This window comes from Bacillus aquiflavi, from assembly GCF_019915265.1.
Classification (GTDB): Bacteria; Bacillota; Bacilli; order Bacillales; family Cytobacillaceae; genus Bacillus_BT; species Bacillus_BT aquiflavi.
On the sequence record NZ_CP082780.1, the window covers coordinates 2,998,321 to 3,013,050 of the forward strand.

Sequence of the window (14,730 nt, forward strand, 5' to 3'; positions counted from 1 at the left end):
GATTTCCTCCTTTAAATGATGAAGCCGTTTATTTTTTTCACAACATATTTTTTATTTTAGCATTTTTTAACGTAAAGCAAAATTGAAGTAACTTTTTAAATGTAAAAAACTTTACTACATGTGAATGAACAAGTATTTTTTTTTCTGCTTTTTTGACTGTCCCCCCATGGTATAGACAAGCAGATAATCCCAATGTAAAATAATATTGAAACGTATTCTTTTTTATTTTTAAACATTGAAAACGATGACGAAATGCAGGGGAATAATTGATGACGAAAAAGTTATTAAAAGATGTTAAACTATGCACTGGGGAACGAATGATCAACAATGGATACGTTTTAATCTCAGATTTTAAGATTACTAGTGTTGGAGATATGGATCAGTTCACTCCCTTAAAAGATGTTGAACAAATTGATTTACCGAAAAATGCTGTTATTGTCCCGGGATTCATCGACATTCATATCCATGGAGCCGGGGGAGCTGATACGATGGATGCAACTACAACAGCTCTTGAAACAATGGTAAATGTCCTCCCACAAGAAGGAACAACAAGCTTATTAGCGACTACGATTACTCAAGAGGCGCAGCAAATTGAACGAGCATTAAAGAATGTTGCTAATTTCGTCAAAAATAACAATGCTCCTGGTAAAGCTGAAATTCTTGGTATTCATTTAGAAGGGCCGTTTATAAGCGAAAAACGCGCAGGAGCACAACCTAAAGAATACATACTTCCTGCTAGCATCGAACTTTTTAAACGATGGCAAACCATTGCTAATCATTTAATTAAACTTGTTACAATTGCCCCAGAAAAGCCAGAAGCTCTTAAGTTAATCCGTTATTTATCAGAAACAAACGTCATTGCATCAATTGGGCATTCTGATGCGATGTATGATGAAATGGTGAAGGCGGTTAACGCTGGTGCCAAACAGGTGACTCATTTATTTAACGGAATGAGAGAGTTGCATCATCGTGAACCAGGCGTTGCCGGCAGTGCACTTTTGTTTCACGAGTTAATGGCAGAAATGATTGTGGATGGAATCCACATACATCCTGAAATGGTTAAACTCGCAATTAACGCTAAAGGAACAAAAGGAACAATTCTTATTACGGATTCTATGCGGGCAAAATGTTTGAAAAATGGCTGTTATGATTTAGGCGGACAAAAAGTCAATGTTTCAGATGGAAAAGCAGTACTTGCAGACGGAACTCTTGCGGGAAGTATTTTAAAAATGAAGGATGCAATTAGAAACATAATTTCTTTCACGGGAATATCATTATTAGATGCAGTTCAACTAGCCTCTGTCAATCCCGCAAAACAGCTCGGGGTCTTTCATCGCAAAGGCACAATTTCTACCGGTAAGGATGCTGATCTAGTTGTTCTTGACCAAAACTTAGAAGTGATAATGACTATTTGCCGTGGTAAAATATCCTATAAACGTGAGGAGTAACAAGAATGAACATTATTCGCACAAGTAGTTATGAAGAAATGAGCATGCAAGCTGCAAAAATCATAATCAAACAAGTTAAAAACAATCCAGCACTTACACTTGGTTTAGCAACAGGCAGTACACCTATTGGTCTTTATAAAGAACTTATTAATGACCATCACAATAATGGAACTTCTTATAAAGATGTTCACACAATCAATTTAGATGAGTATATTGGGCTTCCAAAAGATAATCCGAGTAGTTATCATTTTTTTATGAAACACCAATTATTTAATTATATCGATCTTCCAATTGAACAAACGAACGTCCCTAATGGTACAGCGGAAGATTTAGAACGTGAATGTGAACGATATGAAGAGAAAATCCGTCAGCTTGGCGGGATAGATTTGCAAATTTTAGGTATTGGTCAGAACGGTCATATCGGTTTTAATGAACCAGGAACATCTTTTGAAAGCAGAACTCACATTGTCCAATTAACAGAAAATACAATCGAAGTGAACTCTCGCTTTTTTAATACAATTGATGAAGTACCAACTAAATCGATTACAATGGGAATTCAAACAATTCTTGAATGCAAGGAAATTATTTTACTTGCCTCTGGTGCTTCAAAAGCAAAAGCAATTGCTAGAATGATAAACGGACCAGTGAGTGAAGAATTCCCGGCATCATGTTTAAAAAAACATCCAAATGTAACAATTATTGCTGACAGTGATGCTTTGCAATTGGTTTAAGTTTCAAGCTATGTTAAACGCCTTATTCGTGTGAGACCACAGTCTCACACGCCTTTTAACTGACGATATGAAGCGAAGGAGAAGATTCGCTTTATATCGTCAGAAGAAAAAACCAACAAACATAGCGAAGATTTAAAGGAGCTTTTCAATAATGGTTGATAAAAATTCGCGTATTCCCATATATCTTCAGCTAGAAGAACAAATAAAACACCAAATAGAAAAAGGCGTTTTAACAGCCAATCAGATGATTCCCTCTGAACGGGAATATGCGCAGCTTTATGGAATTAGTCGAATGACGGTTAGACATGCTAAAAACAATCTTGTTCTTGATGGATATTTGTATAGACAAAAAGGACGAGGAACATTTGTGGCTAATCGAAAAATGGAGCAGAGACTTCAAGGCTTAACTGGCTTTACTGAAGACATGACAGAGCGTGGATTAACACCTAGCAGTCGCCTCCTATCTTTTTCTATTATCAAAGCAAATAAACAAGTAGCGAATAAGTTAAAAAATTCGCTCAATACTCCTGTATATGAGTTGAAAAGAATCCGTCTTGCAGATGGGGAGCCGATGGCTTTAGAAACAACGTATTTGCCAGTTAATCTAGTGAAAGGTTTAACAGAAGAAATTACTCATCAATCTCTTTACCGTTATATTGAAGAAGAACTTTCTTTTATAATCAGTGAAGCACGTCAGCAAATTGAAGCCGCAACGCCAACAGATGATGAAATCAGTTACTTGCAAATTGATCGTCATACACCAGTGCTACTTATCTCAAGAACATCCTATTTAAAAGACGGAACACCGTTTGAGTATGTAAAATCAGCCTATCGAGCTGATCGATATATATTTGTTCACTCATTGAAACGTGAATAATTAACAAACTTCATCATGTCAATATGCCTTCAAACCTCAATGACTTTAAAAGATTTGAAGGCAACGTTTTTCCTTCTTATCTCTTAGAAGAATTAAAAATCGTCTTTTGAATAATGATATTGGCTAGTGACATAATAACAACTACGAAGAGCGCCATCCAAAAACCATCGATTTCGAAGGAACTCCCCATTAAAGAATCTGCCAATAATAACGTAATTGCATTTATGACAAAGAGAAACAATCCAAGTGATAAAATTGTTACAGGCAAAGTTAAAATAATTAAAAATGGGCGAACTAATATATTCAAAATAGATAGTAAAAAACTTGCGCCAATAGCGGCGCCTAATCCAGATATATAAAATGAATCTGAGAAAAATCCTGATATCGCCATAAAGAGAACAGCGTTAATGAGTATACCGGTGATCCATCTCAAGTCACAACACAACTCCTTCATATGACATAATGATCTCGCCTACTTTACCAACACAATTCCCTTTTGTTTCTTCATTGTAATGGAGCCAGTTTTTGTATCGGCTAATACGTGCAGTTTTTGTTCACTTTTATTATTTGTTTTAAAGCGGAAAAGCTTTTGCGCCATTTCACTTTTCTCTTCGACAATTTGGAGATCATCAAGCTCAACTGTAAAACCACCTAAGTTTGATTTTAATTCTCCTTCAATCGTGATTCCATCAGGAACGATTAAATCAATTGCTCCTGTTACTGCTCTCGTTTGGATATACTTGCAAGTATTCCCTTTAATTATACAATCTATATTTCCATTGAACGTTTGAACATCAACTTTTTCAAAATCACCTTCAAGAGAAAGCCTTCCGTTAACTGTTTCTGCCTCAAAATCTTCCACCTGGCTATTTGCAACTGCAATATGTCCGTTTGCTGTTTCGATTTCTGCATGTTTACTAGTGAGCTGATTAATATCAATCTTGCCATTAGCCGCTTTTATTTTGAAATCCTTAGTTGTCAATTTTTCACCAGAAATAGGACCATTAAATGTACGCAGTCGGACACGCTCATAACTAGATTGAGGGACATAAAGGATTGTATTCACCTTCATCAGCTTTTGCTGTGTTGAAAACCGTAATTTATTTTCCTCTATTGTGAATATGACATTTTGAAATAATGCCTCTTTTGCCTCGTCTACTGTCTGAACACGATAAACCTTTGCCTCACATTCTATACGAACGTCATTTTGATCCCATGGAATTACTTGGATTGAGCCGTTTGCTATATCGATAACCATCTCTCCAAAATTTACGTCTTTTTTCTCATAAACATGTGAAACATTTTCATATTTCCCAAAGTTAAAATCTAAATCTAGTTCTTTAATTTTCGAAATCGCAGTATCGACAAACCCAAATATTTTATCAGCGGCTGATTGGAGGGTAGATCCCGTAACTTTCTCCTTATCTTGAGAATCAATAACAGTAGAGAGCTCATTTACAATCTCCTCATGCTTCTTTTCCTGCGATTTCTTTGCCTTTTCAAGCTCTTCTAACAAAGTAAGTGCCTCATTAACAGATAATTTACCTTCTTTAACCATTTGTAAAATTCGTGTTCGCTCCTCATTCATGTAAAAATCCTCCTGATCATTTTTTATTTATATGACAACTTTAGCATTTCTTTTCAAATAATTGTATCTTTTCATCCATCATTAACAGTCATCCACCTACTACATTCATATGTAAATAAGCAACTCCCCCATTCTATTAAGGAGATCATAAAGCAAATTTATTAACAATCCCTTTTAATTATTTTTACGAAACACCGCTTTAAAAGTTTCACATTTGAAAAAATGACTTTTTTTCACCCTTAAAAATTGGGTGATTATTTCAAAAAAAAAGCGTGGAAATAATCCACGCCACATAATATTGTTGACAAACGACCGTATTCTTCGTTTCTTACAATTTCATGAACGACTATTCTATTCGCTTTCCCTCGACTGATAAGCGTTGTCAATCAGTCTAAGGATATGGGCTAAAAACTTTGTCTACAAGCTTAAAGTTTACCTCGTAAGCTTTTATTTATTTTATAAAACCAGCCTCTAAATCTTTTATTTGTTGCTTCATTCGTAATCGATCACGTTCAAGAATGGGTTTTAAATACTGTCCTGTATAGGATCCTGGAGTTTGCGCTACTTTCTCTGGCGTTCCAGATGCAACGATCACTCCTCCTCCGTCTCCTCCTTCAGGTCCAAGATCAACAATATAGTCTGCAGCTTTAATGACATCCAAGTTATGCTCAATGACAATCACTGTATCTCCATTTTAAACTAGCCGCTGCAGCACTTTAAGCAACCGGGCAATATCATGAACGTGAAGACCAGTTGTCGGCTCATCCAAAATATAAAGAGATCTGCCTGTTGAACGCCGGTGGAGTTCAGAGGCAAGCTTTACTCGTTGTGCCTCTCCGCCGGATAACGTTGTCGCTGGCTGTCCTAATTTAATGTAGCCAAGTCCGACATCTAAAATGGTTTGCAATTTCCTTCTTATTTTTGGGATATTCTCAAAAAATAATAAAGCATCTTCAACAGTCATATTTAAAATATCGGCAATGTTTTTCCCTTTATATTTCACTTCAAGTGTTTCACGATTGTAACGTTTTCCGTGGCAAACCTCGCACGGAACATAGACATCAGGAAGAAAATGCATTTCAATCTTAATGATTCCATCCCCACGGCAAGCTTCGCAGCGTCCACCCTTTACGTTAAAGCTAAATCTTCCTTTTAAATAGCCGCGAACCTTCGCTTCATTTGTTGAAGCAAATACTTCACGGATATCATCGAACACACCCGTATACGTTGCTGGATTAGATCTCGGTGTTCGGCCAATTGGGGATTGGTCAATATCGATCACCTTATCTAAATGTTCAATCCCTTTTATTTCTCGGTGTTCACCCGGTTTGCTTTTTGCATTATGAAGCTTTTGAGCCAAAGCCTTATGAAGAATTTCATTAATAAGCGTACTTTTACCTGAACCTGATACACCAGTTACAGCTATAAACATACCGAGTGGAAATTTAACGTTCGTATTTTTTAAGTTATTTTCCTTAGCTCCTTTAATTTCAATAAAACGATCATTAGGTTTTCGGCGTTTGAGTGGTAAAGGGATAAACTTTTTCCCTGATAAATATTGACCCGTTAAAGAGTTCGAATCATTCATAACATGTTCAGGTACACCGGCAGATATAATTTCACCGCCATGTACACCAGCTCCAGGACCGATATCTATTAAATAATCAGCCGCAAGCATCGTATCCTCGTCATGTTCGACAACGATTAATGTATTTCCAATATCTCGCATATTCTTTAGCGTATGAATTAACCGCTCATTATCCCTTTGGTGAAGTCCGATTGATGGTTCATCTAATATATAAAGTACACCTGTTAATTTCGATCCAATTTGCGTTGCCAGTCTAATCCGCTGGGCTTCTCCACCAGAAAGCGTACCTGCCGGACGGCTTAACGATAAGTAATCAAGCCCGACATTCATTAAGAAACTCAAGCGCTCTAAAATTTCTCTTAAAATTAAATTGGCAATCTTCATTTCTTTTTCCGTCAATTTTAAATGACTGAATAAATGATAAGCCTCTGTTATAGAAAGTGAAGTATATTCTCCAATTTGTTTGTTTCCAACAAGTACTCCTAAGCTTTCCTTTTTTAAACGGTAGCCTTTACATGTAGGGCATGCTTGTTCTCTCATGTACTTTTCCATTTGCTCACGAATATAATCTGAACTCGTCTCTTTGTATCGTCTTTCAACATTATGAACAACGCCTTCAAATTCAATTTCATTTTCACGTACTTGACCAAAATCATTCTCATAACGGAAATATATTTTTTCACCATCTGAACCATATAACAATTTATGGAGGAAATGTTCTGGAATATCTTTAACAGGGATATCCATATCAATCCCATAATGATTGCATACAGCTTCAAGAAGCTGCGGGTAATATTGAGAACTTGTTGGTTCCCATGGTGCAAGAGCATGCTCACGTAAAGTCAATTCTTTATTAGGTATTACAAGATCTATATCCACTTTAACCTTTGCACCTAAACCATCACAATCCGGGCAAGCACCGTACGGACTATTAAATGAAAACATCCGTGGTTCAAGCTTTTCGATTGAAAAGCCGCAATGTGGACAAGCATGATTTTCGCTAAATAAAAGTTCTTCTTCACCAATTACGTCAACGATTACTTTTCCTTCTCCAAGCTTTAACGCCGTTTCTAAAGAATCAGCCAGACGAGTAGAAACTCCATCCTTAACGACGATCCGATCAATCACAACTTCAATTGAATGTTTTTTATTTTTCTCTAACTGAATCTCTTCTCCTAGATCGTACATTTCTCCATCAATTCGAACACGGACATAACCTTGTTTTTTAATTTTTTCAAGTGTTTTTACATGCATTCCTTTGCGTCCTGAAACTACAGGAGCTAAAATTTGCAATTTTGTCCGCTCCTTGTATTCGAGAATTCGATCGACCATCTGTTCAACGGTTTGTGAAGAAATTTCAATATGATGAATCGGGCATGTCGGTCTTCCGACTCTTGCAAATAGCAATCTTAAATAATCATAAATTTCAGTTACCGTTCCGACAGTAGAACGCGGGTTTCGACTCGTTGTCTTTTGATCAATTGAGATTGCTGGGGATAAACCTTCAATTGTATCAACATCCGGTTTGTCCATCTGTCCTAGAAATTGACGTGCGTATGCGGATAATGACTCAACGTAACGTCTTTGACCTTCCGCATAGATTGTATCAAAAGCGAGAGAAGACTTACCAGAACCAGACAGTCCTGTTAAGACTACAAGCTTATCCCGGGGAATGGTGACATCAATATTTTTTAAATTATGAGCTCTGGCACCTTTAATAATTAGTTTATCCTTTGCCATTATTTCGTCATCCTTCCGCTTTTAACTCGATAATTAAATCGCGCAGCTCAGCAGCCCGTTCAAAATTTAATGCTTTTGCCGCATCCTTCATTTCTTTTTCCATTTCAACTATTAGCTTGTCTTTTTCTTGTTTGGAAAGCTTACTAATTTTCGTGTCCGGTCTGTACTGTTCTTGCTCTTCCGCCGCATGCGTAGCCCGAATGACATCATGGATTTCCTTTTTAATTGTTTGTGGAGTAATCCCATGTCTTTCGTTATATTCAGATTGAATTTTTCGTCGACGCTTCGTTTCATTCATTGCAATTTCCATTGATTTTGTGATGCGATCTGCATACATGATCACATGTCCACCTGCATTTCGCGCTGCTGCTCTCCCAATCGTTTGAATAAGTGATCGTTCAGAACGAAGAAAGCCTTCCTTATCTGCATCTAATATCGCTACAAGGGATACTTCCGGAATATCAAGACCTTCTCTTAATAAATTAATCCCTACTAAAACATCGAACTTACCGAGACGCAAATCACGTATAATTTCGATCCGCTCAAGTGTTTTCACTTCTGAATGTAAATATTGTACCTTAATGCCAATTTCCTTTAAGTAATCGGTCAAATCTTCCGACATTTTTTTAGTTAATGTCGTGACTAGCACCCGTTCATTACGCTTCACTCTTTCTTGAATCTCATCGATTAAATCATCGATTTGGCCTTTAGTCGCACGAACATCAATCAATGGATCAAGAAGCCCAGTCGGTCTTATAATTTGTTCAACCATTTCAGGAGTCTTTTCAAGCTCATAAGGTCCAGGGGTTGCCGATACATAAATAATTTGATTCACACGTTCCTCAAATTCAGAAAATGTTAACGGCCGATTGTCAAGAGCAGACGGTAACCTAAAGCCGTGATCAACTAACACTTGCTTTCTAGCCCTATCACCGTTATACATACCGCGTATTTGCGGCAATGTAACGTGTGATTCATCAACTACAATCAGGAAGTCATCAGGGAAATAATCCAGTAGTGTGTAAGGGGTTGCTCCTGGCTCTCTCAAAGTTAAGTGCCTAGAGTAATTTTCAATACCCGAACAAAAACCCATTTCTTGCATCATTTCAAGATCATATCGTGTACGCTGCTCTAGACGCTGTGCTTCAAGAAGCTTATCATTATCACGCAATTCTTGAAGCCGTTCTTCCAGCTCTTTTTCAATATTTTCGATTGCAATTTTCATTTTTTCTTCTCTTGTGACGAAGTGTGAAGCAGGAAATATTGCTACGTGTTCACGATCGCCAATAATTTCACCTGTCAAGGCATTTACTTCACGTATTCGATCAATTTCATCTCCAAAAAACTCAACACGAATACAGTGATCGTCGAGGGAAACAGGAAAAATTTCCACGACATCACCACGAACACGAAATGTTCCCCGCTGAAAATTAAGATCATTTCGTTCATATTGGACATCGACAAGACGCCGCAGCAACTGATCTCGTTCAATTTCCATTCCGACGCGAATAGAAACGACGAGTTCACGATATTCCTCTGGCGAACCTAAACCATAAATACACGAGACACTTGCAATAATAATCACATCTCGTCGCTCAAAAAGCGACGACGTTGCCGAGTGACGCAATTTATCTATTTCATCATTAATGCTGGCATCCTTTTCAATATAAGTATCAGTCTGTGGAACATAGGCCTCAGGCTGATAATAATCATAATAGCTCACAAAATACTCAACCGCATTATTTGGAAAAAATTCTTTAAATTCACTATATAGCTGTCCCGCCAATGTTTTATTGTGGGCAATGACTAAAGTTGGCTTATTCACTTCTTTTATTACATTAGAAATTGTAAATGTCTTTCCTGTCCCAGTAGCCCCTAGTAACGTTTGATGACGATTCCCTTCTTCAATACCTGCTACAAGCTTTTGAATAGCTGCAGGTTGATCTCCTTGCGGGGAATACTTTGAGACGAGCTTAAATTGTTCTTTCACAAAAAAGCCTCCTATTCAAGCCTGTTATGGCATCTATTCTTTCATAACAGGGAAACTACTATCAGTTTGGGCTGATCTATCATTTTCATATACGCTCGTTCTATCCATCATTTCCAACAATAAAAACAGTTACTCAATAGATAGAAGGTAAACTCCGTATGATCATTTTAACATAACAAAGTTCAATACGAACGAATATTCGCTTCTTAAAAATTACCATAAGAAGAAATGCAATTCAACATATGATAAGAACTTTTTTCTCGAAAAAGGAAAAAACCTGTATTTGTAAAATAAAAACAGGTTTCAGCTAAACATAGTTAATATTTGAAGTCATCCCTAGATACTAGTTGCATGCAGCACATACAACGACAACGTGTTTCTCAAGTTCTTTTTTTTACATGATTGATCATCTTTTTAGAAAACCAAAGACCTGCCGTTAATGAAAAGGCATCTATGATAATAAGATGAAACGCATCTGTATAGCCTTTATAAACAGAAGCTGCAATAAGAGCAACTGTTAATAAAAGTCCTACAAAATAATTATACGTAACCCGGGTAAACAAAATGACGAGAAGTCCTGGTAATATAAATGCCAATAATATTTTCATTCATTTTCACACCTCAATAACGAGTACTCTTAATTCATTATAATCTTAAAAAAAAAAATCCACTAAATAAATGTTCAAAATTGTATATGAATAAAAAATAAATCCTTTCTGGTAAAAACGGGAAAAAATTTAATTATAAAAGATAATTAACACTATAAAGGTTACATAATAATATGATAAAATACTATTATGTAACATATTAAGGAGGGGGAGTACTTAATATGAAATTTGTCGAACCAATTAAAGAGATAGAGCAAATTAATAAAATCAAAAATCAAACAATATTTAAAACAAAAATCAGCTCGGGATTATTTATTTTTTGTTTTGGGAATTAATACAGGATTAAGAGTAAATGAAATGTTAAAAATGAAGATAAGTGACGTTATGAATGATAATGGAGAAATAAAAGAAATGTTTGTTCTAACGGATGAGCAAAAGGAAAAGGTTAAACTATTCTATTTAAATGAAAAAGTAAAGGAAGCACTTCGGCTATATTTTTCCCAAATTCATATTAATCTCCGCAATGAACATTTATTTAAATCAAAAAAAGACCCTTTCCAGTCAATCTCAAGACAACAAGCTTATCGCATTGTAAATAGTGCAGCACGTCAAATCGGATTGGTCGAAAATATTGGCACACATACACTCTGAAAAACTTTTGGCTACCATGCTTACAAGCGTGGAATCGCTATTTCCATCTTACAAAACATCTTTAATCATGGGACTCCCTCTGAAACGCTACGATATATTTGTATCGATCAACATGAAGAACATTTTGTAAAAGTAGATGTAAATTTGTAATTTCCCCATATATAGAGAGAGGAGACTTTATTATTTTGGTGAATACAGTCATTCATACAGACAAATTTATTTTATTTGCAGCACTTTTACTTATCGCAGGTGTCATAACAACTAAATTTTCAAAGCGGCTCGGCGTTCCTGCACTCGTTCTCTTTATCATCGTCGGCATGATCGCTGGAAGTGATGGACTCGGATTTATTTATTTTGATAATGCTCATTTTGCTCAATTAATTGGAATATTCGCGCTCGTTATTATTTTATTTGAAGGTGGAATGCAAACAAAATCTTCTGCTGTTAAGAAAGTTGCAGTTCCTGCCTTTTCTCTAGCCACTTTAGGGGTTTTACTTACAACTGCAGTTGTTGCACTCGCAGCAAAAATAATTTTAGGCGTCGATTGGTTAGAAGCATTTTTATTCGGTTCTATTGTTGGTTCTACTGACGCTTCAGCAGTTTTTACTGTTTTAAAAGATAAAAATATTCAAGAACGGTTAGAAACAACTCTTGAAGTCGAATCAGGTGCCAATGACCCGATGGCTGTCTTCTTAACCATTTCATTTATTCAGCTTATAGTCGCAGACCAACCAAACTTCCTTTTTATGATCGGTTCTTTTATCTGGCAAATGATTATTGGCTTAATTATCGGAATTACATTCGGAAAAATGGCTTCTGCAACAATTAATCGAATCAACCTAGATTCAAGTGGACTCTATCCTGTCTTTGCGTTAGCATTTGCATTATTAACATATAGTGTTACTGCATTAATTGGAGCCAGTGGCTTATTAGCCGTATATGTTGCCGCAATGGTAATTGGCAACAAAGAATTAACATACCGTCAATCTATCATCAAATTCAATGAAGGCTTTGCCTGGATGATGCAAATACTAATGTTCGTTATTTTAGGTCTACTCGTTTTTCCATCCCAGTTATTTACGTTTAACATTATTTTAAAGGGAATGCTGATTTCATTTATTCTTATCGTTGTAGCACGTCCTGTCGCAGTATTTTTAACAACAATTGGCATGAAGTTTCACCTGAAAGAAAAAATCTTTTTATCATGGGCTGGGTTAAAAGGAGCCGTTCCAATTGTATTAGCCATTTTCCCAATGTTATCTGGGATTGAAAACAGTCAGTTATTCTTCAACGTTGTTTTCTTCGTTGTGTTAACTTCTGCCCTTATACAAGGTTCTACTTTTTCATTATTTGCAGAAAAGCTTAGATTAACTGGACCAGTTAAAATTACTCCTCATCATTCGTTAGAACTTATTTCAATTGGAAAAGCGAACGCGGAAATTGTTGAGTGTCAAGTGAGTGAAAAAATGGCGATCGTCGGCGAATCATTAACCAATATTAACTTTCCTAAGGATGTTCTTATAAATGCAATTATTCGTGGAAATGATTTAATTACTCCTACCGGTGAAACAAAAATAATGACAGGTGATATTCTTTATATTTTAGTTTCACGTCAATCTAAACATGAATTAAAGCAAATTATTAATAAACAAAAAACAGGGAGTTTGATTACTGAGGTTTAACAATGATCAAAGGAAACATCAGCCTCCATTCTAACAAAGAAGCTTCAGACTATTGACAAAATGTTCTCATTCCTTATTGCTTTCATTTCGTTGTAAGCTCTTGGACAATCATTTATTTTCTTTCACCTGGACTACTGATCTTTAGGATCATTGTCCAAGCGAAGAGCCTCCATGCTAAAGAATGGAGGCTTTTTCATGTAACTAATCGATGTCTTAATTTTCAAACAAATTACCTTTGGAATCGATATAAACTGATTTTACAATGGAGCGATTGAAAGGCTGTCCATTTTCTGTTACTCCATTTACGTCAATTGTGAAATTATATACCCCTTCACCAAAGTCTGTAAAGGATAGGGATTGTTGATTTTCTTGTTTTAATAAATTCATCTGCTTTGGAGCAGTACGATTATTTTTCATATATTTTACGTGAACATCGGCTTTAAGATTTTTTGGTCCAGCGTTGTTATTTTTGCTGTTAATAGATACAGTTGGCTTTTTATTTGCATTTATATCTACTTCAATCTCTTGATTTATATCACTATCATAATGAACGTTTAATAAATAATTTTCTCTTAATTGTTTCGCTGCTAAGTTCCATTGACCTACCTCTGGCTTTAATATTTCAAGCGTATGTTCATATGCCCCTTTGAACACTCCTTCAGTTATTTCATTTACTTTAAATTCTCCGTACTTTTTATTTGACGGGCTTTGGAGAGTAAGATTTGTAGACTTTTGATCACTTAACCAGTTAACTGTTATTTTGTCAACTCCATCTTCAACTAGAAATTGTTCATTTTTCCTTCCATTATACTTTCCTCCATGTATATAGCTTGTAGCAGCCTCATTCAGAGAAAGGTCAGCTGAATGAGCCGTAAATGCTGCCGAATTAATAGAGTTTGCACCTAAATATGATTGGAATAATGAAAACGTTGAGCTTCCTTTTCTAATTGTTGAATGATCCCATTTGTCAACTTTAATCTCTGTGGCGTAAGGAAGACGTGAACTGGCAACAGTAACTAGACCATCATTTTGTCCAAATTGTCTTAAATAGAGTCCGCCCCAATATAAAGCACCGCCAAAAGATCCCCAGCTAGTACCAGCAAAAGTGTAAAAAGGAATACGTGAAACATTGCTATGGCGGTCGGTATCATTTCGGAAATTCGCCATATAGCCTGTTTGCAACGAATAAGTGGCGTCATTTTTGCTTCCTAAAATATCTGCTAGCCATCCAGCCCAACTGCTATAAGCAAGATCAGCGATTTGTGAGCCATGATGAGGAGAGCCGAGTGTAATAACTCTATTTACATAAGGATAAGCATTATAATGTACTAGAGCAGTTTGAGTATCAATTCCACCTTTACTATGCGCAACGACAACTAGTTTTTTTCCAAAATGATTGTAAATTTCTCGAAGCTTTTCTGCTAATAATGCACCATTATCCCACATGTTTTTATATGGATAAAGATCAATAAATGCAGTTTCATAACCATTTTGATAGGCAATATCGTACATGTCATTGCCTTCCCACCAAGTGTGCGAAGAACTGTTAAAACCGTGAACAAAAACGATTGGAGACTTTGCAGGATCAACATTTTCTGGTGTTAAACCGAGATACCATTCACCTGGTTCACCTTTAGGATCACCTTTAAATGAACCGGCCAAAGAATTTAGTGGAAGTGCAAGAAGACAGGCAAGCAATAACAAAAAAATTTTTTTCTTCATTGTTCTCTCCTTTTCATTATTAATAGATTACTATTTTGTTACACATTAACTATATATCCAAAATATACCTTAATGCAACAATACAAAAGGCCTATTTTTGGAATA

The 14,730-nt window shown here is 36.0% G+C and carries 10 protein-coding genes and 1 pseudogene; 5 read left to right on the plus strand and 6 right to left on the minus strand.

Going from position 1 to position 14,730, the window contains the following annotated elements:
* Positions 1-269 precede the first annotated feature (269 nt).
* From nagA to K6959_RS14625, 3 genes are all read left to right on the plus strand, one after another.
* A complete protein-coding gene (nagA, locus tag K6959_RS14615) occupies positions 270-1,448 on the plus strand; it encodes an N-acetylglucosamine-6-phosphate deacetylase (RefSeq protein ID WP_163242206.1) in 1,179 nt (392 codons plus the stop codon).
* A gap of 5 nt (positions 1,449-1,453) precedes the next feature.
* Positions 1,454-2,179 carry a glucosamine-6-phosphate deaminase gene (gene nagB / locus K6959_RS14620; RefSeq protein WP_163242205.1) on the plus strand — a complete coding sequence of 242 codons (726 nt, stop codon included), beginning with the start codon at positions 1,454-1,456 and terminating at the stop codon, positions 2,177-2,179.
* 151 nt (positions 2,180-2,330) lie between these two features.
* Positions 2,331-3,056 carry a GntR family transcriptional regulator gene (locus tag K6959_RS14625; RefSeq protein WP_223086853.1) on the plus strand — a complete coding sequence of 242 codons (726 nt, stop codon included), beginning with the start codon at positions 2,331-2,333 and terminating at the stop codon, positions 3,054-3,056.
* A 76-nt stretch (positions 3,057-3,132) separates the two neighbouring features.
* On the opposite strand, the gene K6959_RS14630 is transcribed toward K6959_RS14625, so the two are convergent.
* The 5 genes and pseudogenes from K6959_RS14630 to K6959_RS14650 all read right to left on the minus strand — a co-directional run bounded on the left by K6959_RS14630 (position 3,133) and on the right by K6959_RS14650 (position 10,570).
* Positions 3,133-3,489, minus strand: a complete 357-nt coding sequence (locus tag K6959_RS14630) for a phage holin family protein (protein ID WP_163242203.1) — start codon at positions 3,487-3,489, stop codon at positions 3,133-3,135.
* Between the two features lie 39 nt (positions 3,490-3,528).
* Positions 3,529-4,644, minus strand: a complete 1,116-nt coding sequence (locus K6959_RS14635; RefSeq protein ID WP_163242202.1) for a DUF4097 family beta strand repeat-containing protein — start codon at positions 4,642-4,644, stop codon at positions 3,529-3,531.
* A gap of 451 nt (positions 4,645-5,095) precedes the next feature.
* A pseudogene (gene uvrA / locus K6959_RS14640) lies at positions 5,096-7,972 on the minus strand (excinuclease ABC subunit UvrA).
* A gap of 7 nt (positions 7,973-7,979) precedes the next feature.
* On the minus strand, positions 7,980-9,962 hold the full coding sequence (uvrB, locus tag K6959_RS14645) for an excinuclease ABC subunit UvrB (RefSeq protein ID WP_223086854.1): 1,983 nt from the start codon (positions 9,960-9,962) through the stop codon (positions 7,980-7,982).
* Positions 9,963-10,342: 380 nt separating this feature from the next.
* Positions 10,343-10,570 carry a CsbA family protein gene (locus K6959_RS14650; protein WP_163242199.1) on the minus strand — a complete coding sequence of 76 codons (228 nt, stop codon included), beginning with the start codon at positions 10,568-10,570 and terminating at the stop codon, positions 10,343-10,345.
* Positions 10,571-10,894: 324 nt separating this feature from the next.
* Here K6959_RS14650 and K6959_RS19710 point away from each other — a divergent pair, with 324 nt between their 5' ends.
* Both K6959_RS19710 and K6959_RS14660 read left to right on the plus strand, forming a co-directional pair.
* Positions 10,895-11,221: a tyrosine-type recombinase/integrase gene (locus K6959_RS19710; protein ID WP_316252500.1), complete on the plus strand. Its 327-nt coding sequence runs from the start codon at positions 10,895-10,897 to the stop codon at positions 11,219-11,221.
* Between the two features lie 185 nt (positions 11,222-11,406).
* Positions 11,407-12,903 carry a potassium/proton antiporter gene (locus K6959_RS14660; RefSeq protein ID WP_223086856.1) on the plus strand — a complete coding sequence of 499 codons (1,497 nt, stop codon included), beginning with the start codon at positions 11,407-11,409 and terminating at the stop codon, positions 12,901-12,903.
* 213 nt (positions 12,904-13,116) lie between these two features.
* Here K6959_RS14660 and K6959_RS14665 read toward each other — a convergent pair whose 3' ends face one another.
* Positions 13,117-14,625, minus strand: a complete 1,509-nt coding sequence (locus K6959_RS14665) for an esterase/lipase family protein (protein ID WP_223086858.1) — start codon at positions 14,623-14,625, stop codon at positions 13,117-13,119.
* Positions 14,626-14,730 lie beyond the last annotated feature (105 nt).